Below are 23,377 nucleotides of genomic sequence, written 5' to 3' on the forward strand. Positions count from 1 at the left end.
AGAGGGAGAGAAAGTGATGGATAGAATGACAGACGGCAGTAGTAACGGCACAATGACAGACAATGCGATGATATTGAAAAAATTATCAGAAATCCTGCGTCGATATGTAGAACCGGATCCGGAGACCGGAGATCCTATAGTGATCACGGAAGAAACCGACATTTTCGAAGATCTGGGGGCGGATTCGCTGATGGTGATGCAGATCATTGCTGATGTGGAGGAGTGTTTTGGTATTACGTTTGATGATGTGGATCTGTTGAGTGAAAATTTCAGCAATACAGGCAGTTTTTGTGAAATGATAGCCAGACAGGTGCGGGAGGGATGACGGATGGGCAGGATGGTCACAACAGAGAATATCATATCGTTGATCCGGACAATACCGATATCCGTACACAAAGGACAGCATGCACTTTTGCTGGCAGATAATTCGGCAGAATCCATTGCGTTATATGGCTTTTTCCTGAAAAATAATGTTCCGCTGATCCTGCTGAATGCGTCAATGCGGGATGAGCAGGTGCAGGAATATATGGATGAGTACCGGCCACAGTGGTTTGTGTATCCGAAGAACCGGAATCTGCCACAATATTCCGGTGGACAGACCGAGTGTTCCGAAAACAGAAAGAGGTATCAATGCTATGAAACTGCCTGTGAGTGGAACGGGTATGTGATCGCAAGCCGGGGCAATGCCGGCTTTGAACTTACTTATCATTGGCTTGAGGATCTGGCGTTACTGATACCAACATCGGGGAGTACCGGCGGGCGAAGACTGGTGATGCTTACGAAAGCAAATCTGGCGGCCAATGCCAAGTCGATCGCCGAGTCTCTGCGTATGGATTGTACAGAGCGGTCAGCTGTGCTTATGCCAGTCTCATACTCTTATGGTCTTTCTGTGGTCAATTCCACGATCTATGCAGGAGGCCGTCTGCTTATCCCGGAAACCGATATTTTTCATAAGGAATGCTGGGACTATCTGGAAGAAAACAGAGTAACCGCTATCAGCGGTGTGCCATATGCATATGAATGGTACCGTAAGCTGCATGTGTTTGACCGGACATTTGAGGCATTAAGGCTGATGACAACGGCAGGGGGAGCGATGAGCCGCAGTATGAAGGAATATCTGCTGCAGGAGGCTGAACGCAGAAATGTGGATCTGGCGGTTATGTATGGGCAGACTGAGGCAACAGCCAGGATCAGCAGCTTTTTTCTTAATGAACATCCGGATAAGATCGATAGTGTCGGTACGGTCATACCCGGAGGAAAACTGACAATCTCACTCGCAGATGAGAACGGATGTGGAGAAATTGTTTATGAGGGAAAGAATGTTTTTCTGGGATATGCACACAGTCTGAACCAATTGTTTATTACAGAGCAGGAATCATATAAATATACGGTGCTTCGCTATACGGGGGATGCAGGGTATATAGATGGGGATGGCTATCTGTATATCACCGGACGTATGAACCGTTATGCGAAGATATGCGGTCAGCGTGTGGGGCTGGATGAACTGCAGACAGAGATTGGAAAAATGTTTGGACAGAAGGTTGCAGCGGTCATGACTGCGGACGGAGAGCGGGAAATGATTGGGATATTTGGAACGAAAGAACCGGATGCAGTATGGGAACGACGTGTGCTGCAACGCTATCCGATCCTGCGTGGCAGTGTGAAGTATATTCAGATAGAGGAGCTGCCACGTACGATGAATGGAAAGTTGGATTATAAGAAACTGCAGGAATACATCTGAAATCCTTGATTTTATGTCTTAGGTGATTGACTTTTCCCCACCAAGAAAGGATAATAGAATAGATGCATATGCTTGCTTTTTGGCGATGGGCATACGGCATGGAAAATGGGAAAGGCAGGACGTGAAATATGGGTAATAAATATGATGTGATTATTGTGGGGGCAGGACCGGGAGGTATCTTTTCAGCATATGAGCTGGTGCAAAAAGCACCCAATCTTAAAGTGGCAGTATTTGAGGCAGGTCATGCTTTGGAGAAACGTCACTGTCCGATCGATGGTGATAAGATAAAGAGTTGTATTAATTGTAAGAGCTGCTCTATCATGAGTGGTTTTGGTGGTGCTGGTGCATTTTCCGATGGTAAATATAATATTACGAATGATTTTGGTGGAACTTTATACGAATATGTTGGCAAGCAAAAGGCAACAGAATTAATGAAATATGTGGATGAGATCAATATGCAGTATGGTGGCGAGGGCACGAAAATGTATTCTACAGCAGGAACACATTTTAAGAAGCTTTGTCTCCAAAATAAATTGAACTTATTAGATGCATCCGTACGGCATTTGGGTACAGATATAAATTATATTGTATTAGAAAATCTCTATGCGTTCTTAAAGGATAAAGTGGATTTCTACTTTGATACGTTAGTAAATCGTGTAGAACGACAGGGCGAGGCATATCGTGTATGTTGTGATGATGCGGATTATGATTGCGCAAAATGTATTATTTCCGTAGGACGCAGTGGAAGCAAATGGATGGAAAAAGTATGTAATGAATTGGATATCAGCACAAAGTCCAATCGTGTAGATATTGGTGTGCGCGTGGAACTGCCGGCAGTTATCTTCTCGCATTTAACGGATGAACTTTATGAGAGCAAGATCGTATATCGCACTGAGAAGTTTGAAGATCGTGTGCGCACGTTTTGTATGAACCCTTATGGCATTGTGGTCAATGAAAATACAAATGGCATTGTTACGGTGAATGGACATAGTTATGAAGATGCGGATAAACAGACCGACAATACAAACTTTGCGCTGCTGGTCGCAAAGCATTTTTCAGAGCCGTTCAAGGACAGCAATGGATATGGCGAGAGCATTGCAAGACTGTCGAATATGCTGGGTGGAGGCGTGATCGTACAGCGTTTTGGAGACTTGGTGCGTGGAAGACGAAGCAACGCAAAGCGTATTGCAGAGGGATTGGTAGAGCCGACATTGGCAGCAACGCCGGGTGATTTGAGTTTGGTACTTCCGAAACGCATTCTAGATGGGATTATTGAAATGATCTATGCCTTAGATAAGATTGCACCGGGAACTGCCAATGATGATACACTGTTATACGGTGTTGAGGTGAAGTTTTACAATATGGAAGTCGAATTGGATCACAATCTGGAGACAAAATATAAGGGACTGTATATTATTGGAGATGGCAGTGGAGTGACCCATTCCTTGTCGCATGCATCGGCAAGTGGTGTCTATGTTGCACGTCAGATCGTGGAAGGAACCGGGGTAGATCGATGAAGCTTAAAATAGCAGTATGTGACGATGATCTGCAATGGAGCGAACGGATCCGCCGAAGTATTTCTGAGTATATGTGCCATGTGAATCAACAGTGCGACATTCAGGTGTTTGAAAGCGGAGAGGAGCTTTGCAGTGCATTTCATGGATCTCACTCGTTTGATATTGTTTTTTTGGATGTTGATATGGATGAGATGGATGGAATGGAAACTGCAGAAATGATTCGTTCCAGAAGCGATCAGGTAACGATAGTATTTATTACCGGAGTTGTGGAAGCTGCACCGCGAGGCTATCAATATGGTGCGATGCGCTACATTATGAAGCAGGATATCGAGGAATTGCTGCCGGAATGTTTAGGGAGCTTTTTGAAGCAATATTCCGGTATGGATGTGTCTTTCAACATTAAATTTCTTACCGGAATGGAGAACGTTAATTTATCACAATTGGTTTATGTGGAGAGTAAGGCTCGTAAATTATGTTATGTGTTTGCGGATAAAGTGTTGGAACTGTATGATAATATTACAACGGCACAGAAACAATTGGAGCCATATGGTTTTGTTAGGATTCATCAGAGTTTTTTGGTGAATATGAAGTATATCCAGAAGATCAGTAGTTATCGCGTATATCTTACAACGCACAAAGATTTGCCGGCTACGAAAGCGAGATATCAAGAGGTAAAAGATCAATTCTTTGAGTACATAGAATATGATAGCGAGGGGTAGTGTACTATGGTAGATTACATACAAGGAGTGATATTGGTACTATTTGAAGCGTTAATATGTAGTGCGTTTTTGAGTAGTTTCCTACAACGTAAGCATAGAGAAATCCGTTGGCAGATGCTTGAGGTAGCATCTTTGGCGGGCTTGTATTTGATAAGTGCAGCCACCACATATTATTCAAAATCGCTCCTGATAAGGGGCGGTGGACAGGTGCTTGCAGTGATACTGGTTGCCGTCATATTTTATCAATGTAAGCTGGTTCATGTTTTAGTGTTAGATCTGGCTTTTTATGGTATTATGATTGCGGTTGATGGGGGAGGCATTGTAATCTCTGAGGCTTTGTTTCGACGAAACCTATTAGAGAATCCAATGTTTCAGGTGATGATATCATTGCTTTTTAAGATGGTTACTTTGGTGATTGTCGTGATGATCCGTTATATATGGTCACGAAAAAAACATGTTATGGAAATGCAGAGAGTAGAGTGGATAATGTTGTTTCTTTTTCCACTTATGACAGTATGCATCATGATTATTTTGATGACAAGTTATGGAAATGGGACGATGCTTGCCGGTTATGTCGGGATATCTTTAGGGATGATTGTTGTTGACAGTGTGTTGTTTGTGCTGCTTAGTTATATTTCTGACCGCGAGCGGAAATTGCGTTTGCTTCAGCTGCAGCAGACGCGGGCTCAGGAACGCTTAAAAATGTATCAGGAACTAAATGTTACCAATACATATCACAAAAAGATATTGCATGATTACAGTAATCAGCTGCATTGCATTCAGGGGTTGATGGCGGATCAACAATACGAGAAGGCAAAAGAATATGCACAGAAATTGACAAATGACCTTTGTCAAGGCAGTGATTTTATTGATGTCCATAATACGATCGTGAATGTTGTCTTAAATCAAAAGTATCGTTTGGCAACACAGAAAGGCATCAAAATAATATTTGATATCATGGACTTTTCGGAGATTAAATTAGACGATCAGGATGTTGTGATCTTGCTGTCCAATTTGTTGGACAATGCGATAGAGGCGACTGCGAAAGAAACAGCGCACAAGGTGATCAAGATCAAATTATTAAATAAAAACGATACCGTCATCATTAGTATTAGTAATCGAATAAGTAAACCGGTTAAAATCGTTAATGGAATGATTCAGACATCGAAATCTGATAAAGAAAATCATGGTATTGGACTGAATAATATTATGACAATCGTGAAAAAGTATGATGGCGATGCGAGAATGCGATATAAGGATGGATGGTTTTATTATACGGCTATACTATAATGAAAAGACAGAAGGAGGATAATGATGGCAGAAAGCATGAAAGATTTTGAAACGGAGTTAGAACAATCTTTTCAGGTGATCAAAGAAGGTGATGTGCTGGAGGTAGAGGTCATTGGTATTTCAGAGACAGAACTTACCGTCGATCTGAATTACTATACGGAGGGAATCATTCCGCTTGAGGAATGCAGTGATGATCCTGCATTTTCGATAAAAAATGACTGCAATATAGGCGATCGCATTCAGGCGATGGTCATTGATGCGGAGAATGAAAATGGTGTTGTGATCCTGTCCAAAAAGGCGGCGCACAACCTAATGATATGGGATGAATTGGAAGAAGATTATCAAAATCGTACAGTATTTCAGGTTAAGATCACCGATACGACATCCGGTGGAATTATTGGATATGTGAAAGGGGTACGTGCGTTTATTCCGGCTTCCAAGATCGAGCTGAATTACGTAGAAGATACCTCTGGTTATTTGGGGATGACATTGGAGGCAATGATCATTACTGTGGATAAAGAGGCAAAGAGATTGGTCTTGTCGGCGAAAGAAATTCAAAAAGAGCGTAAGGCAAAAGAATATGTCCAAAAAGTTCGACAGCTTACGGTGGGAGATGTAGTGACCGGAACGGTGGACCGCATCGAATCTTATGGTATATTTATTACGATTGGAGAGGATCTGACCGGCTTATGTCATATATCGCAGATTACCAATAAGTTTATTAAGTCACCAAAAGAGATTGTCAAACTGGGCGATACGGTTACTGCGCAGATCATTAAGTTAGAGGGAGACCGCGTTTCGTTGAGCATAAAGGCGCTGACAGAGGACGAAGTCCCAAAGGAAGAAGATGACTATGAGATCCCTAAGGAATTTCAGGCAGATCATGAAGAGGATGCTGATGCCAGTCCGTTTGCAGCACTTTTGAAAGGAATCGAATTGTAACCATAATATGTCAACGAAGAAGGGAAGTGAAACTTGATGAGCATACCACAATATTTTGAGAATACAGCAATGTTGCATGAGAACACGATGCCGGCAAGAGCCTATTATATTCCGGCATCTGTTCGAATGGATCAATTGGTGAAACATAGAGAAGAATCGGATCGTTTTCAATTGTTAAATGGTAAATGGAAGTTCCGGTTCTTTTCTGATATAGGAGATTTTGAGGCGTTGCTGCCGGAAGAAACGAGTTTGACAGACGTGGCTGCCGGTACGGCTTGGGGTCGTGTCGGGGATCTATTTGAGGAAGGTGGACAGATCGATGTGCCGGGAATGTGGCAGATGGCAGGATTTGACAGACATCAGTATACAAACGTCCGTTACCCGTTCCCTTTTGATCCACCCTATGTACCACAGGAGAATCCATGCGGTTTGTACGAGCATACATTTGAGTATGAGGTGGATCAGAATGCGTCCGAAGTTTTTCTTAACTTTGAAGGGGTAGATAGCTGCTTTTATGTATGGCTGAATGGTGCTTATGTTGGATACAGCCAAGTATCGCATTCTACAAGTGAATTTGATGTGACGTCCTATGTGAAGTCTGGTGAAAACACAATGCGAGTGCTTGTATTAAAGTGGTGTGACGGTTCTTATTTGGAGGACCAGGATAAATTTCGGATGAGTGGCATTTTTCGAGATGTATATTTGTTGAAACGTCCACAGCGGCATATATGGGATTACCGCATTACTACCCACGTAGAAGGAGCCGCAGCGGCGGTAGATGTGCATTGTTTGTTGGCAGGCGGGGATCTTCCGATATATGCACGTATTGAAAATGCGGAAGGTCAGGTCGTCGCAGAGGGAAGCTTGCGTTCGTCAGCCAATAAAGGACAAAAATCAGGTTTGGCAGAAAGCAGTAAAGAGCAGGAAATGTCATTGGATAATCTGGCGATGCCGTATAAAGCACAAGTGCAGTTTTGCATTGAGAATCCGGTGTTTTGGAATACAGAGAATCCGTATCTTTACACGTTGATCTTGGAGACAGAGCAGGAGACAATCGTAGATCGGATCGGTATCCGCACGATAGAAATACGTGATCGTGTGATTTATTTGAACGGACAAAACATTAAGTTTCGTGGTGTGAATCGCCATGATTCTGACCCGGAGACGGGTTATGTGATCGGATTGGAACAGATGGAACGGGATCTGATATTAATGAAGCAGCACAACGTGAATGCGATCCGAACCAGTCATTATCCAAACGCACCAATGTTTTATCAATTGTGTGATGAGTATGGATTTATGGTGATCGATGAGGCAGATATTGAGGCGCATGGTCCATTTTTGCTGTACCGAAAAGAGGACAATGAATTTCAGCGGAACGGACGTTGGAGTGAAAAAATTGCGGATGATCCGATGTGGGAGCAGGCAATCGCAGATCGTGTCCGTCTTTTGGTGCATCGAGACGTGAATCGTCCTTGTGTTGTAATTTGGTCTATGGGAAATGAAAGTGCCTATGGATGTAACTTTGAGAAAGCATTGGCATGGACGAAGTCCTTTGATGACAGCCGATTGACGCAGTATGAGAGTGCAAGATATCGTAATTATCATAAAACATACGATTATTCTAATCTGGATCTTTATAGCCGGATGTACCCGTCTCTGGAAGAAATAAAGCAGTATCTCGAGCAAGATGGCAGTAAACCGTATTTGCTGGTCGAATATTCGCACAGCATGGGAAATGGACCGGGAGATTTCGAGGATTATTTCCAGATGATTCAGGATAATGATCTCATGTGTGGAGGTTTTGTGTGGGAATGGTGTGACCATGCGGTACGCCATGACGGAAATAGATATTATTACGGAGGAGATCACGGGGAGACGATCCACGATGATAATTTCTGTGTCGATGGGTTAGTTTATCCGGATCGCACACCGCATACGGGATTGCTGGAATATAAAAATGTATATCGACCGGTTCGTGTTGTGTCCTGTAATACGGACAGTGGAGAGTTGATCCTGCATAATTATCTGGATTTTGATGATCTGCGGGATATGCTTACCATTCGATATGAGATGACTTGCGATGGAGAGCTGATCCGGTCTGGGGAGTTGGAACCGGTATCGGTGCAACCGCATTGCGATGGTAGAGTTTGTCTGCCGGAAGATTGTACTACATCAGCGAGTGGTGCGATTCCGACACAGGGTAAGGTTTATATTAAGTTGATCTATCAGCTCAATAAAGAACTGCCGCTATTGCACAAAGGGCATGTGATGGGCTTTGATGAGATTGCGGTAAATAACGCAGAACCGGTGAATCAGTATGTCAAATGGCTTCTTTCTGGTCCGCAAAGTGGGACAAGTAAAGCTGTCGGCGAAGGCTGCTTGGATAGTCCGCAAAATGGGACAGGAAAATCTGTTGGTGAGAGCGGCTTAGACAGTTCGCAAAATGGGACAGGAAAATCTGTTGGTGAGAGCGGCTTAGGCAGTCCGCAAAATGGGACAGGAAAATCTGTTGGTGAGAGCGGCTTAGACAGTCCGAAAAAAGGGATAGGAAATATATGCGTAGCTGAGAATGCGAGGGAGCTTGTTTTGTCTGCTAGCGTCTTTCGGTTTGTTTATGACAAGAGAACAGGAATGTTTTCTTCCCTGCAGTATAACGGCAAGGAGTACTTAAATCGACCTATGGAAGTAACGATTTGGCGCGCACCGACTGACAACGACCGAACGATACAGCATCGTTGGAAAGCGGCACATTATCATGAAACTTATACAAGGGCGTATGAAACTCGTGTCGAGCAACAGGAACATTTAATTTGCCTTAAGAGTCATGTGGCACTGCTGGCTCCGACCGTACAGCGGATCTTGGACATGCAGATAGAGTGGCAGATCGATGAGGCCGGAGGCATTGCGGTACATTTTGCTGTTCAAAAAGATCCGGATTTCTTAGAGCTTCCACGGTTCGGCGTACGGCTCTGTTTGGATCATGCGCTGGAACAAGTAGTATACAGCGGTATGGGACCCCAGGAAAGTTATCGCGACAAGCATCGGGGCAGCAGTCATGGGCGTTATGAAAGCACAGTTACAGCGATGCATGAGGATTATATTTTCCCGCAGGAAAATGGCAGCCATTATGACTGTGACTATGTAGAAGTTCGCTATGGGCAAGCATTACCGGGATTGGTGGTGGCGTCCGCTACACCGTTTTCTTTTAATGTATCGCATTATTCAGCAGAAGAGCTTACGCGAGCGGCACACAATTATGAGTTGCAGGATAGTGGCAGTACCATATTGTGTATTGATTATGCGCAGAATGGAATTGGTTCAAATAGTTGTGGTCCGGAGGTGTTACCACAGTATCGTTTTGAGGAGACGGAATTTACGTTTTCCTTTAAGCTGCTACCTCTGACTGCGGACAAACCACACAAAAGACGAGTGCGGTATAAGGGGAAATATCCTAAAAAGTTTGAGGAGAAATATAAAGAGCTGCAGCCGGAAAAATATGGGGATATGGTACAACACGTGATAGATAAAGGAAATACTCCGGCGGGAATGCACATTTCTATCATGGTGGAGGAGATCCTTCAGTTCCTCGATATTAAGCCGGGACAGATTGGTTTCGATGCAACGTTAGGGTATGGGGGACATACCAGAGCTATGTTAGAGCGTTTGCAGGGGCAGGGACATATGTATGCGACAGATGTAGACCCGGAAGAATCTGCTAAGACCCGAAAGCGATTGGAAGATCTTGGATTTGGAGAAGATCTGCTTACGATCAAGCTGCAAAATTTTTGCACAATTGATGAGATCGCAGAGGAAGTCGGTGGGTTTGATTTTATTTTGGCAGATCTGGGAGTGTCTTCTATGCAAATCGACAACCCTAAAAGAGGCTTTTCCTTTAAGGTGGATGGACCACTTGATCTGCGGTTAAATCAGCAGAAAGGGATTAGCGCAGCAGAACGTTTGGAGACAATTGGCCGGGATGAACTTGCCGGGATGCTGTACGAAAATTCGGACGAGCCGTATTGTGATGAAATCGCAAAGGCAATCACCGATGTTGTCCGAAAAGGCGGACACATAGACACAACGACAAAGCTGCGTGCATTGATCGAGGAGACGCTGCAGTTTATTCCGGAGAAGGAGCGCAAAGAAACGGTCAAAAAAACTTGTCAGCGAGTTTTTCAGGCACTTCGTATTGATGTCAATAATGAATTCGAAGTGCTGTACGAATTTATGGACAAGCTTCCGGGAGCATTGAAACCGGGTGGACGTGCAGCAATCTTAACATTTCATTCCGGTGAGGACAAGCTTGTTAAGAAAGCCTTGAAACAGGGATATAAAGCAGGAATTTATGCAGAGTATGCACGGGATGTGATCCGTCCAACGGCACAGGAATGTACGAGAAATCCGCGGGCACGGTCAACCAAGATGCGCTGGGCGGTGAAGGCAGATCACTTACTCCAGTGAAGAAATGTCAACAGAAATCAATAAGGTAATGCAAAGCGTGGAGGTTCTGCAGAACACGATGAACGAATTTCAGGTGTAGGGTGAATTGCATTATGTTATAAAGGAAGGATGGTATATTGCTATGTTACATCAAATGTTTAAGAGTGTGATTGATCAAGATCGTGCAGCAGTAGTAATCTGCGATACAGAGCATACGATCGTGTATATGAATCCGGCAGCAGTGCAGAATTATGCAAATCGTGGTGGAGCGGAATTGGTTGGAAAGAGTCTGCTTGCCTGCCACAACGAGCAATCAAATGAAATGATCCGTAAAATAGTATCTTGGTTTGCGGACAGCAAAGAACACAATATGATCCATACATTTTACAATGAAAAGCAAAATAAAGACGTGTATATGGTGGCATTGCGGGATGAGGACGGAGAGTTGCTCGGCTATTATGAAAAGCATGAATTTCGTAATAAAGAAACAGCGAAAATGTATGATTTTGAGCAGTCGTTAGTGTGAAAACCTGTCTTTAATTTATAGGATACAAGCAAACATGTCTTTAATTTATTATAGGGTATAGGAAGGACATCTCTGAAAGAGATCAGAAGCTGAACAGACCCTCAGAAGATAATGCTATCTATCTTTTGATACTTACTATGACGACATGTTTAACAGACAGAAATGTCTATGTTTAGAGAAAAAAGGCTTGCCTTATACAAGAAAAGCACCTCCGAAGAGATGCTTAACTTTCGCCATATAGCCATTATACCGATATCAACCAGTCAATTAAATTAATGGACTTGATACCATCATAAGAGGAATCCATTCCGGGATCTAGGGACAAAACAATTTTCTCATAGTTGTCACTGATCTTTTGGAGTGGAGCCAGTTCTCGTTTGCGGACATCTTCGCTTGTCATGGCTTCTGTGACTTGAACATACATTTTGTCGTTAGTATTCGTTGCGATAAAATCCACCTCAGAGTTATCAATTTTACCAATAGAGACATCGTAGCCGCGTCGAAGCAGCTCAAAATAAACCACATTTTCTATTGCATGGCCGCTATCGCGGTCTCTGAAACCGAGCAAATAGTTTCTAAGTCCGATATCTACGATATAATATTTTCCCAAGGTCCGCAAAAATTCTTTACCTTTAATATCAAATCTTTTGATGTCATAGAAAAAATAAGATTCCAGAAGTGCATTTACATATGCCTGTACCGTATGGGCACTAGGTGTTCCTTTTTGGCGACCGTCTTCGAGCAAACCTTCGTTTACAAGAGTGTTTCCGATAGAGGAGACCGATATGTTACTGCCAATGTTATCTGCAAGAAACATTACAATTTTTTTTAGGAGAACAGGGTCAGTGATCCTTTTTTGTCCTTTGCGATTTTCTCGTTCCAATATATCTCTCATGATCACAGTAGAGTAAATACCTTCAAGCAATACCAATGCTTTTTCCTGATCCAGTCCAACATCGGCAATGCCGGGCATTCCGCCAAACCGCATATAGGCATCAAATACTTCGCGAAGCTCATAATGTTCCCCTGTTTGATCGAAGACTTGTTTACGAGTGCCGCCTAATGCACTTTTTGTTTCTTTGATTTCAAAATCATAAAAAGCGAGAAATTCAGAGAAAGACAAAGGCAGCATTTTTATTTCTACGCATCTGCCGGACAGGTAGGTCGCATATTCGGAGGAAAGCATATAGGCGTTGGAACCAGTGACATAAATATCACAGTTGAAATCCACCCGAAAAGAATTGATGGCATCTTCCCATTTTGGGACGCGTTGGACCTCATCGAAGAAAAGGTACATTCGTTTATTTGGTATAATATGCTCCCGAACATACTGATAGAAAGAGTCGCTGTTCATGTTTTTAAAAGCGTAGGATTCAAAATTCATTTCGAGAATCTGGTCCTCTGCAATGCCGTTTTCCTTTAGATGTAGGGTCATTAGCTTAAGCAGACTGGATTTGCCACATCTACGGATTCCGGTAACAACTTTTACCGGCTCGGTATCTTGAAATGCTAAAATTTTATTCAAATATAAATCTCTTTTTTTGAGTTGATGTGTATCGATCATTTGCCATACCCCCTCTTAAATGTTATTTGCGTTTGCTCCGTGTATTATGCAAGAATTATAGCATAAATATCATTTTTTAGGCAAGTTTATGCACTGAAATGCAAAAACTATATAAAATTATTTTTTTATGCACCGTAAAGGGGAATGGTTTTATATTAAAGATCTACATGAAAAAAATAGAGGTATCGGATTGTATAAAATAGGGAATGCTAATATAGTGACTATCGTTGTGCAATCTAGAGTGTTGCTGAGATAATTGCAACACGCAAAGAATTGGGGTTGTGAAAAAAATAAATAGTGTTTTTTTGCAAATCGAATGTCATCAATGTGCATTTGATTTGGAGTTTGTAGAAAGGAAGGTAAATTAGTATGGGAAATCAAGTAGAATCATTAAAAAAATATTTAAGGCGTTTGGGCGCTGGGGAGGATTTAGAAAAAGTAAGAAAGGATTTTGCAGTCGAGTTTCAAGATGTCGATGCAACTGTAATCATGAAAGCGGAACAGGAAATGTTGGCAGAGGGAACACCTTTGAGTGAGGTACAAAAATTATGCGATGTCCATGCCGCATTGTTTCATGGAGCAACCCGCGAGGAAAAGATTGCTAATGCAGAAAGGGAAGTAAATGCAGCGATGATCCGAGAAGAGCGCACAACGAAAACACAAAAATTGATAGAACAAAAAGGTCATCCGCTGTACACCTTTACCAAGGAAAATGAAGCGTTGGCAGGCTTGCTGGATCAGATAAAAACAGCTGCCTGTGCTGGAGATGTTACGCAAGATCTGCTTGGGTCTCTTCGTGATATTACAATACATTATGCCAAAAAAGGCGATCTGCTTTACCCTCATTTGAATGTACAATATGGAATATCCGGGCCATCTAATGTTATGTGGACAGTTGATGATGAGATTCGCGATGAGATTTCTGCGTTGTTAAAGGATAAACAGTACGACAAAAAATGGTACGAGAGATTGTTGGCAGTTGTCCAGCGGGCTGAGGAAATGATTTACAAAGAAGCCAATATCTTGTTCCCAAACTGTGCTGCAAATTTTACCGAGGAAGAGTGGATCGGTATTTATCACGATCAAAAAGATTATGCCGATTGCCTTGGTGTAAAGGCTGAAATTTGGGAAGATGCAGAGAGCAATAAAAAAATATCGGAGGCCTCTTTTTCAGATTCAGAAATCATTATGCCAGGTGGACATCTGACCGTAGAACAATTAACAGCACTCTTAAACACTATTCCGCTGGAGATCACATTTGTTGATGTTCATAACATCAATCGTTTCTTCAATGAGGGACCAAAGGATTTTAAACGACCTGCAATGGCAATCGACCGAGAAGTATTTTCGTGCCATCCACCAAAAGTGGAAACCAAAGTACGCAGGATCATTGAGGAATTTCGTACAGGAACACTGGACGAGGTACCGATTTGGATGGAAAAGAACGGTAAATGTATGCTGGTACGATATATCGCAGTTAGAGACACCCAAAATAATTATCTGGGAACTTTGGAACTTGTACAGGATATGGATTTTGCAAAAGAACATTTCTCATCTAAAAAGAAGGAATAAACTTGCATGGATGAAAAAACAAACCTTGTTGAGGTTAAATTGAGATTGACTTTGTATTGTATAAGTATGAAATAAAAAGGAATCAGGTGATGTACAATGAAAAAGTATAAAACATGTAAAATCCTTCTTGTTATACTGGCAATTTTTTTATGTGTGGCTTTTTATGAATTGCTCGGAATCTGCGTTGCATATAAAAAGCAGCCGGAAGTGTCCAATACAACCAAAAAAGAAACAAAAAATGGGTCATGGAACGAATGCAGTGAAAATACAGAACGGGCAGTAATCATAGAAAAGAATCCAGAAGCGCTTTTACAAAGAGTGCGTTTGATCAAGAATGCAAAAAAGGAAATTATTCTTTCTACTTTTGCATTTCAATCCGATGAAAGTGGAAAATTGATTTTAGGAGCACTGTATGATGCGGCAGACAGAGGTGTACATATTCGTCTGTTAGTAGATGGAATGGAGAGCTGGATTGATATGGAAGGAAATCCGTATTTCTATGGATTATCTTCCCATGAGAATGTTGAAATTAAACTATATAATAAGGTCAATCCGTTGAAACCGTGGAAAATGATGGGTAGAATGCATGATAAATATTTGATTGCAGATGGAAAGAGATATATTCTTGGGGGAAGAAATACATACAATTATTTCCTGGGTGATTTTCCGGGACATAAGAACTATGACAGAGACGTGTTAGTGGTTTGCGATGAACCTGAGAAAGAAAATTCAGTTAACCAGTTGTTAGAGTATTTTGAAACGATATGGGAACAAGAAGACAGTGGTTATTTTCATGACAATAAAAAACTGGCAAATAGAAAATCTGTAAAGAACGCAGTTTTAGAGCTGCAGAACGGCTATCAGAAACATTTTGAAGAGAATAAGGAAAGAATCTGCGATACCGATTACACGGACGAAACTTTTGAGACAGAAAAGATTGCATTAGTGTCAAATCCTATCCACACAGGTCCCAAGGAACCAGTAGTCTGGTATCAACTGGGAGAACTAATGAAAAATGCAAAAGAGCGCGTGAAAATTCATACACCATATATTATCTGCAATGATATGATGTATAATACATGGAAAGAGATTGCGGAGAGAGTTCCGGATTTTTCTATCATGACCAATTCGGTTGCCAACAATGGAAATCCGTTTGGTTCTGCTGATTATGCGAGAAACAGAAACAGAATTTTAAATACAGGAATTGATATCTGGGAGTATGAAGGCGGCTATTCTTACCACGGAAAAAGCATCCTGATTGATGATGATCTATCCGTAATCGGTTCCTTTAACATGGATATGAGAAGCACGTATCTGGATACGGAACTGATGCTTGTAATTCGCAGCAAAGATATTAATAAACAGTTGGAAGAAGGCATGATGGAATATGAAAGAGTGTCCCGACAGGTATTGGAAGATGGAACCTATCGTGATCCGTATCATGTAGAGCCAATTGAATTGACAAAGAAGCGTCAGAGAAACGTACTTTTGGTACAGCATCTGCTTGGATGGGCAAGGTATCTGTTTTAATAAGGAGGAAGAAAAACATGTTTCAAATATTGATTGTAGAAGATGATAAAGAATTAAGCCAGCTATTCCAAAAAGTGCTTGAGAAGAATGGATATCAGGTCAAAAGTGCATCGGATGGAGCACTGGCATTAGAAATATTGGATAAAGAGTATATTGATCTGATCATTTCCGATATTATGATGCCGGTTATGGATGGTTATGAACTGGTGTCGGAACTCCGTTCAGCAGGATATCAGATACCGGTACTTATGATCACTGCGAAAGGTTCCTTTGATGATATGCGCCAGGGATTTCTTTCGGGAAGTGACGATTATATGGTAAAACCGGTAAATGTGAATGAAATGGTTTTAAGAGTCGGAGCACTGCTTCGCCGTGCACAGATACTGAATGAACACAAAATTGTGATCGGTTCAACAGAGTTTGACTATGATGCAATGACGGTTACAACTGATAAGGAAAGTCTTGTTTTGCCTAAAAAAGAATTCCTGCTTTTATATAAGCTTGCAGCTTCGCCAGGCAGAACATTTACAAAACAACAGTTGATGGATGAAGTATGGGGATACGAGACGGAGGCAGACCCACATACGATAGAGGTACATATAGGAAGAATCAGAGAACGTTTTAAAGATAACCCTGATTTTGAAATCGTAACAATGCGTGGAATTGGATACAAGGTGGTGAAAAAATAATGGAACAAAAGAAAGAAAAAGGATTGCGGATCCGATCCTGTCTGACTGGTGCAATCTGGCTGGCACTTGTATTTTCAACAGTCATATCTGCTTTATTATTTGCTTTTTTGAATCATTTTTTTAATCTGCCGGGCAGCATACCTGTGCTTGGCTGGCTTTTGATTTTCTATACATTGATTGCAGGGCTGATCACTTCCTTTATTAATGCAAAGTTACTGGAACCAATTACCAGACTTAGTAAAGCAATGAAGGAAGTTTCTCAGGGAGATTTTGAACAGCATTTGGAAACGAACAGCCGTATAGCAGAAGTTGGAGAATCTTATCAAAGTTTTAACGTTATGACAAAAGAACTTCGTGCAACAGAGGTGCTGCAGATGGATTTTGTATCTGATGTTTCTCATGAGTTTAAGACCCCGATTAATGCCATTGAAGGATATACAATGCTGCTTCAGGGAGAAGAACTGTCTCCGGATCAAGAGGAATATGTAGAAAAAATCTTATTTAACACCCAAAGACTTTCCGGATTGGTTGGTAATATTTTGTTGTTATCCAAGTTAGAGAATCAGAATATACCAATGAAAAAAACAGAATATCGTTTGGATGAACAGATCCGCCAGGCATTTCTTTCATTGGAAACAAAATGGACAGAAAAAGAAATTGGTTTTCAGGTAGAATTGGAGGAAGTTAAATATACTGGGAATGAAGGACTTTTTATGCATATCTGGATAAATCTTTTGGATAATGCGATTAAGTTCAGCCCTTCAAAGGGGACAATTACGATGTTTCTGAAACAAGAACAGGATTCTGTTAAGTTCATTCTGGAAGATGAAGGACCAGGAATAGAGGATGATGTAAAATCCAGAATATTTGACAAGTTCTATCAGGTAGATGGATCTCATAAAGCAGAAGGAAATGGCCTAGGTCTTGCACTTGTAAAACGGATTGTAGATAGTGCCGGAGGAACAATCAAAGCAGAAAACCGTGAATATGGTGGATGCAGATTTGTTGTAGAGCTTCCAATACAGAAAGATGAGGCCATATAAGTTTAAGAAAAACAGATAGAGGAGGAATTACATGACATTTTATCAGGAATTGCAGTTAAATCAGGCAGGTTCTAAAAATCTGTTGAAAAAGAGTGAAACAGTGAAAGAAAAATCATATCATATACTGGTATATTTGGTAAAGATAGCTGTTACAATGGCATTTTGCTTTTTATTTGTTACTATTTTCAGTATCTTATTTGGAAATGAGAATAGTATTGTGGGAGTAGTAGTTTTATTATGCCTTATGGTATTTCGGAATGCGGATCTGGGGATCCACACCGGACAATCTACGATGCTTTTGGCTTTGTTCTTTGTAATTATGACGGTATGTCCGCATTTAGCAAATCAGTTTTCACCGGTATTGGGAATGCTGTTAAATATTGCGGCACTGGCTGTGTTGATTCTGTTCGGCTGCCATAATCCATTCATGTTTAATCAATCTACATTGGTTCTTGGGTATCTACTGCTATATGGTTATGATGTTACGGGAAAAAGCTATCAGATGCGATTAGTCGGAATGGCTTTAGGTGCAGCACTTACCTGCTTTGTATTTTATCGAAATCATAAAAACAGAACCTATAAAAGAAATCTGAAAGATCTGATACAAGAATTTGATATCACTTCTTCCAGAACAAAATGGCAGATATGTCAGATTTTATGCGTACCGATTGTCCTTTGCATTGCAGAACTTTGTAATATGCCACGTGCAATGTGGGCTGGTATTGCGGCCATGTCCGCGATTTTGCCGTTTATGGAAGATATGCACTACAGAGTCCGTAAAAGGATTGTCGGAAATATTGCAGGTGTTATATGTTTTACAGTATTATATTTTCTGCTTCCTTCGTCAATCTATGCATATATAGGAATTCTTGGTGGAATCGGTGTAGGATTTTCAGCACAATATGGCTGGCAGGCAGTATTTAACACATTTGGTGCTTTAGCCATTGCTGCAGAGACTTATGGACTACAAGGAGCGGTTAGTCTTAGAGTGATTCAAAATGTTTTTGGTGTTGTGTTTGCTTTAGCATTTTGTGTTATATTTTATTGGTTTATGTCTAAAAAAAAGAAAAGTGAGGTGACCGTACATGCAGAGTGAAGTGAATCAGGAAGAAAATTTGAATAGAATTATTACGGTTCCTAATCTTCTTTCTTTTTTTCGGCTTTTTGTCGCGCCGATTTCTGTATTGATTATACAAAGTCTTTGTTAATAGGTGGCAAAAAATACAAAACCGTGTTATACTTTTTCGTTGCAAAATGATAATAAAAACACAGTGTCGAATTGCTCGCCGTTCTGTGACGCAACATGTCTGAGAAATAATGAATATAATGAATTTTTTTGGACATTGACACTGTCAATATAGAAAGGTACTTACCATGAAATTACTTATGACGATCATTGTGACATTTTTTGCGGGAATGGGGGCAGGTCTTGGCACTGGTTTTGCCGGAATGAGTGCGGCTGCCGTGATCAGTCCGATGCTCATTACTTTTTTACATATGAATCCTTTTATGGCGGTCGGTATCGCGCTGTCCTCTGATGTGTTGGCAAGTGCGGTGTCAGCGTACACCTATGGCAAAAATAAAAATCTTGATGTCAAAAACGGCAGTATTATGATGGTGACAGTGCTTGTATTTACAGTGATCGGAAGTTATATTTCAAGTCTGGTACCATCGACTACGATGGGAAGTTTTTCGGTAGTTATGACATTTTTTCTTGGAATTAAATTTATTGTTCGTCCGGTCATGACGACCAAGGAAGCGATGAATAGTGTGTCTGCCAAGAAAAGAGCGGTGCAGTCTGTTCTGTGTGGAATGATCATTGGGTTCATCTGTGGATTTGTTGGAGCGGGCGGCGGTATGATGATGCTGTTGATTCTTACGTCCGTGCTTGGCTATGAATTGAAAACAGCTGTTGGAACGAGCGTTTTTATCATGGCATTTACAGCATTTACCGGAGCAGCCTCGCATTTTGCCATTGGTGGGAAACCGGATTTTTTAGTGATGGGATTGTGCATTATTTTTACATTTATCTGGGCGCGGATTGCAGCATTGTTTGCCAATAAAGCGCAGCCGAAAACACTGAACCGTGCGACAGGACTGGTGCTGGTGGTGTTGGGAGCTGTTATTATGGTGTTTGAAGTATAGGAGTTGTGTGCATTTTTATAGATCTGTATATATAGGAGTTATGATAGTTGGCAATATGAATAAGGGTCCTAAATGAGAAATTTTTATTGATAAGCACGTGGATAAGTTCTTAAGTATATGTTATGATGTATTATATCGATCGATAGTGGTAAGAAAACCTATAGTTCTATATTTTTAGGAGGAATTTATGAGAAGAATAATGGTTACAATAGTTGCTCTGGTATTATTTTTTCAGCAAGTTTATAGTACAAATGTTAAGGCTGAAGGTAATGAAGCGTTGGTTACTGCTGAGGATGCAGTGCAGTTAGTGCAAAATGTTACATCGTATAAACTTGAAAAACAGGATATTGATAAAGAAGGAGGAATGTATACTTCTACTGTAGAGGATCAGACGATTGCAATTGGTAACGACAACTCAACATCGTATATTCAAAAAAGTGCTTTACTTGGAGATGTGCAGGTAGAAGTCGTTCCAGAGACAGAAGATGTTGCGACTTCGGTTGTTGATGATACATTTGTTGTGGAAAATATTGAAGATTCTTATTTTGTTACTACAGAGTTTTTTGAAGGTGCTATTCGAAATTGCTTTGTAATAGAGGAAGGATGCAAGGAAGAAGACTTTGACATAAATTTTTCACTTCCCGAGGATGCTCATATTGAGTTTGCAAAGGACGATTATGATAATACAATAGATGGATCGTTGGTGTTTTATGATAAACATAATGAAATTATTGGTGCTGCAACTGTGCCTTGGGCAAAAGATGCAAATGGAAAAGAATTGCATACATATTATAAAATTAATGGGACAAAAATTACTCAGCATATTGATTATAAGAATCAAAAAAATATCCAATATCCTATTGTTGCAGATCCTTTATATTCTGTTGGATATTTTTTTGATTCGGCAAAATGGATTACGCGCAATGGAGTCGTGAGTTTATCGCTAAAACCAAATAACATATTAAGAATAGCAATTATAACGGGTTCAGCATCAATGAAACAGTATAGCTGGGATGCTATATATAATAAGTTTCATAAAAGCTCGAAGTGGAAAAATACATCAAGTATGAAGAAACAATTTTATTGTCATTGGTATTTTGCTCAATTTAAAAGTAAATTTAATCTAGAACCATCGAGACCGTCTGTTTCGTGGCCTAAAATGATTGCCAGTGGATGTAATCCATAATATAGACTAAATTCACTTGTTAATATTAGAAGGTTATATATATTATTAAGGGACATTCATGTGTCCGAAAGATGTAATATGAAAGGAGAATTTAAGTGAAAAGATGGTTATGTATATTAGGGCTTGATTTCTTTTTTTTGCTATGTAATATCGTGCTATTGGTTCATTATGGTTTTTTTGGTGATGTATATCCTAATGTTAAAGTGGATAAAGATATTATATATTTTACATGGATTTCACTTGTGCTTACTACCCTTGGTTTAGGAGTTGTTTTGAGAAATGTTATAACTCAGCCAAAAGTCAAAAAGAAAAAGAAGATGCTTATAATATTCGTTTTGTTTTGTTTGTTTGGAACTAATTTGTATTATGGTAGTCGGTATTACCATATTGTTAATAAAAAGTACATTAATACCGAAAAAAGGGATTATATTGCTTCGGAATACTATTATGGGATTTCACTTGCAGAACTAAAAACAGATATAAAGTCAAATGAACAAATCATGATATATATAGGAAGGGCAGATTGTACAGATTGTTTTAATTTTGAAAAAAAATTAGAACAGACTCTAAAGGAATGTCAGGTGGAATTGCCAACATATTATACATCTAAGGACAGAGATGGAGAGAATAGCAGGGAGATGTATCAGCTTTTAGAAAGATTTGGGATAACGAGTGTGCCGGCTATTATAGTGACTCAGAATTCTAAACTGGAAAAAAGGTGGTTAGATCCAGAGAAATATTTGGATGAAATACAAACATATATTAAAAAGATGTATTAAAATAGGGGCTGACTTTTTGATGTCTGGCTGTATTGTGTGAATAAAAGTTAATAGTTAGATATAGATTCATTTACGGTGAAAACAATATTTGTGAGATGAAAATGGATGCATAGTTTGTAATCTTAAGCTAGAAAGCCAAATATGAAATGGTAAGTTGAAATTCTGGTGCGAAAGCAGACGCTGATTTTAAGTCTTAGGTTTTAGATAGTATCATATGGTTATTTGTAATAAATCATGATATACTCTCTCAAAGAGAAAATTCTCTACCCCCGGGGCAGAAATAACCGGTCCAGGGTAGAGTCAAACAAGAAGTCAGGGCGGATTTCTCTACCCCCGGGGCAGAAATGACCGGTCCAGGGTAGAGTCAAACAAGAAGTCAGGGCGGATTTCTCTACCCCAGAGGCAGAAATGATCGGCCCAGGGTAGAGTCAAACAAGAAGTCAGGGCGGATTTCTCTACCCCCGGGGCGAGAATAACCAGCTTAGGGTAGACATTATCGAGATATTACAGGAGGATACCTATGATTTTTGGAATGACATTTTATCAATTGGCGTGGCTATTTGTAATCTATTCCTTTTTGGGATGGTGTGTGGAAGTGATCTACCACGCGGTCACTTGGGGCGAGGTTACGAACCGTGGATTTTTGAATGGACCGGTTTGTCCGGTATATGGATTCGGGGTTGTGAGTGTGTTTGCATTGATCAATCTGATCCAGCCTGAAGGGACACAGATGAGTGATCTGTTGGTTTACGTGTTCGGCGTGATTTTAGCAACATTAATTGAGTTGGTCGCAGGCTGGCTTCTTGATATATGCTTTCATGCGAGATGGTGGGATTATTCCAAGCAACCATTTAATTTTCGTGGATATATATGTTTGGAGTTTTCATTGATCTGGGGATTTGCAATCTTGTTTGTGGTCCGGATCTTCCAGAAATATATTGACAAGCTGATCACAGGGCATGACAGCAGTGTACTTGGGTGGACCATTCTGGTGATATTATACGTTGTGTATTTTGTTGACTTTGTTGTTACGGTAGCAGTGATTCGAGGCTTTAATAAGAAGCTTGGACAGCTTGATAAGCTTAGTGGCGATCTTCGGATTGTTAGTGATAAGGTAAGTGAGAAACTTGGTGAGACAACGATCGAAACGGCGCAAAATATTGGAGAAGGCAGAGTACAGGCGGCCTTAGCTAAGGCGGAATTACGAGATAGAGTAGATTCTCTGAAGGATAGCTTAAGCACGTCAGAAATGAAAGAGAAAGTTGGTTCTTTGAAGGATAGCTTAAGCACGTCAGAAATGAAAGAGAAAGTCGGTTCTTTGAAGGATAGCTTAAGCACGTCAGAAATGAAAGAGAAAGTCGGCTCCCTGAAGGATAACCTGAGTACGGCAGAATTGCGTGCAGCGCTTAGTTCATTGAAAGAAAATATTAGCGCAGAAGAGTATAGAGAAGTGATTCGCACGAAGAGAGCAGAGTTGCAGAAGAAATATGAAGAATTAGTTGGTTCTATGACCAAGCACCGTCTTTTTGGACAGGGGCGTTTGCTTCGGGCATTCCCGGATATGAAGCATAGAAAATATCAGGATATTGTGGTAAAATTAAAAGAAAAAATGCGCGATTAAATATGTGATAACATGATAATTTTTAATGTGCGAAGTTTGAGTTAAAAATAAAAAGGGAAATACGAAATAT

At 40.6% G+C, this 23,377-nt stretch carries 18 protein-coding genes and 2 pseudogenes; 19 read left to right on the forward strand and 1 reads right to left on the reverse strand.

All coding sequences use genetic code 11. From position 1 onward, the window contains the following. The first annotated feature begins 16 nt into the window (after positions 1-16). The 9 genes and pseudogenes from ACSAJE_RS10105 (at position 17) to ACSAJE_RS10145 (ending at position 11,178) form a co-directional block, all read left to right on the forward strand. On the forward strand, positions 17-325 hold the full coding sequence (locus tag ACSAJE_RS10105) for an acyl carrier protein (protein WP_118508264.1): 309 nt from the start codon (positions 17-19) through the stop codon (positions 323-325). A gap of 3 nt (positions 326-328) precedes the next feature. Beyond that, positions 329-1,741, forward strand: a complete 1,413-nt coding sequence (locus tag ACSAJE_RS10110; RefSeq protein WP_458008967.1) for an AMP-binding protein — start codon at positions 329-331, stop codon at positions 1,739-1,741. Between the two features lie 128 nt (positions 1,742-1,869). Next, positions 1,870-3,258, forward strand: a complete 1,389-nt coding sequence (locus ACSAJE_RS10115; protein WP_458008968.1) for an NAD(P)/FAD-dependent oxidoreductase — start codon at positions 1,870-1,872, stop codon at positions 3,256-3,258. Beyond that, positions 3,255-3,977 carry a LytR/AlgR family response regulator transcription factor gene (locus tag ACSAJE_RS10120; RefSeq protein ID WP_458008969.1) on the forward strand — a complete coding sequence of 241 codons (723 nt, stop codon included), beginning with the start codon at positions 3,255-3,257 and terminating at the stop codon, positions 3,975-3,977. The genes ACSAJE_RS10115 and ACSAJE_RS10120 overlap by 4 nt, the downstream gene beginning before the upstream one ends. A gap of 6 nt (positions 3,978-3,983) precedes the next feature. Next, on the forward strand, positions 3,984-5,267 hold the full coding sequence (locus tag ACSAJE_RS10125) for a sensor histidine kinase (protein WP_118508004.1): 1,284 nt from the start codon (positions 3,984-3,986) through the stop codon (positions 5,265-5,267). A 21-nt stretch (positions 5,268-5,288) separates the two neighbouring features. Continuing rightward, positions 5,289-6,209 carry a S1 RNA-binding domain-containing protein gene (locus tag ACSAJE_RS10130; protein ID WP_458008970.1) on the forward strand — a complete coding sequence of 307 codons (921 nt, stop codon included), beginning with the start codon at positions 5,289-5,291 and terminating at the stop codon, positions 6,207-6,209. Between the two features lie 36 nt (positions 6,210-6,245). Beyond that, positions 6,246-9,605, forward strand: a pseudogene (locus ACSAJE_RS10135) (glycoside hydrolase family 2 TIM barrel-domain containing protein); the annotation flags it as partial. 6 nt (positions 9,606-9,611) lie between these two features. Beyond that, the gene (gene rsmH / locus ACSAJE_RS10140; protein WP_207665549.1) at positions 9,612-10,673 is read left to right on the forward strand and encodes a 16S rRNA (cytosine(1402)-N(4))-methyltransferase RsmH; all 1,062 of its coding nucleotides are present in this window, start codon (positions 9,612-9,614) and stop codon (positions 10,671-10,673) included. Positions 10,674-10,794: 121 nt separating this feature from the next. Continuing rightward, on the forward strand, positions 10,795-11,178 hold the full coding sequence (locus tag ACSAJE_RS10145) for a PAS domain-containing protein (RefSeq protein WP_118690283.1): 384 nt from the start codon (positions 10,795-10,797) through the stop codon (positions 11,176-11,178). A 244-nt stretch (positions 11,179-11,422) separates the two neighbouring features. On the opposite strand, the gene ACSAJE_RS10150 is transcribed toward ACSAJE_RS10145, so the two are convergent. Further along, on the reverse strand, positions 11,423-12,742 hold the full coding sequence (locus ACSAJE_RS10150) for an ATP-binding protein (RefSeq protein ID WP_118690282.1): 1,320 nt from the start codon (positions 12,740-12,742) through the stop codon (positions 11,423-11,425). 369 nt (positions 12,743-13,111) lie between these two features. On the opposite strand from ACSAJE_RS10150, the gene ACSAJE_RS10155 reads away from it, so the two are divergent. The 10 genes and pseudogenes from ACSAJE_RS10155 to ACSAJE_RS10200 all read left to right on the forward strand — a co-directional run bounded on the left by ACSAJE_RS10155 (position 13,112) and on the right by ACSAJE_RS10200 (position 23,307). After that, positions 13,112-14,314, forward strand: a complete 1,203-nt coding sequence (locus ACSAJE_RS10155) for a DUF438 domain-containing protein (RefSeq protein ID WP_458008971.1) — start codon at positions 13,112-13,114, stop codon at positions 14,312-14,314. A 96-nt stretch (positions 14,315-14,410) separates the two neighbouring features. Next, a complete protein-coding gene (locus ACSAJE_RS10160) occupies positions 14,411-15,844 on the forward strand; it encodes a phospholipase D-like domain-containing protein (RefSeq protein ID WP_458008972.1) in 1,434 nt (477 codons plus the stop codon). Further along, positions 15,823-16,533, forward strand: coding sequence for a response regulator transcription factor (locus tag ACSAJE_RS10165; RefSeq protein WP_458008973.1), 711 nt, complete (start codon positions 15,823-15,825; stop codon positions 16,531-16,533). The genes ACSAJE_RS10160 and ACSAJE_RS10165 overlap by 22 nt, the downstream gene beginning before the upstream one ends. Further along, complete coding sequence (locus ACSAJE_RS10170) at positions 16,533-17,576, forward strand: HAMP domain-containing sensor histidine kinase (RefSeq protein WP_118508220.1); 1,044 nt, start codon at positions 16,533-16,535, stop codon at positions 17,574-17,576. Before ACSAJE_RS10165 ends, ACSAJE_RS10170 begins: the two co-directional genes overlap by 1 nt. Before the next feature lie 31 nt (positions 17,577-17,607). Then, the gene (locus ACSAJE_RS10175; RefSeq protein WP_458008974.1) at positions 17,608-18,672 is read left to right on the forward strand and encodes an FUSC family protein; all 1,065 of its coding nucleotides are present in this window, start codon (positions 17,608-17,610) and stop codon (positions 18,670-18,672) included. Beyond that, positions 18,662-18,781: pseudogene (locus ACSAJE_RS10180) on the forward strand (CDP-alcohol phosphatidyltransferase family protein); the annotation flags it as partial. The gene ACSAJE_RS10175 and the pseudogene ACSAJE_RS10180, both read left to right, overlap by 11 nt. A 169-nt stretch (positions 18,782-18,950) precedes the next feature. Next, the gene (locus ACSAJE_RS10185; protein WP_118690277.1) at positions 18,951-19,721 is read left to right on the forward strand and encodes a sulfite exporter TauE/SafE family protein; all 771 of its coding nucleotides are present in this window, start codon (positions 18,951-18,953) and stop codon (positions 19,719-19,721) included. Between the two features lie 187 nt (positions 19,722-19,908). Continuing rightward, the gene (locus tag ACSAJE_RS10190) at positions 19,909-20,907 is read left to right on the forward strand and encodes a DUF2599 domain-containing protein (protein ID WP_458008975.1); all 999 of its coding nucleotides are present in this window, start codon (positions 19,909-19,911) and stop codon (positions 20,905-20,907) included. A 95-nt stretch (positions 20,908-21,002) separates the two neighbouring features. Then, positions 21,003-21,686, forward strand: a complete 684-nt coding sequence (locus ACSAJE_RS10195; RefSeq protein ID WP_458008976.1) for a hypothetical protein — start codon at positions 21,003-21,005, stop codon at positions 21,684-21,686. 520 nt (positions 21,687-22,206) lie between these two features. Then, positions 22,207-23,307 (forward strand): putative ABC transporter permease, encoded by a 1,101-nt coding sequence (locus ACSAJE_RS10200; RefSeq protein WP_458008977.1) that lies wholly within the window; start codon positions 22,207-22,209, stop codon positions 23,305-23,307. The last annotated feature ends 70 nt before the right edge of the window (positions 23,308-23,377 follow it).

Source organism: Jutongia sp. SJQ-6 (genome assembly GCF_054161275.1).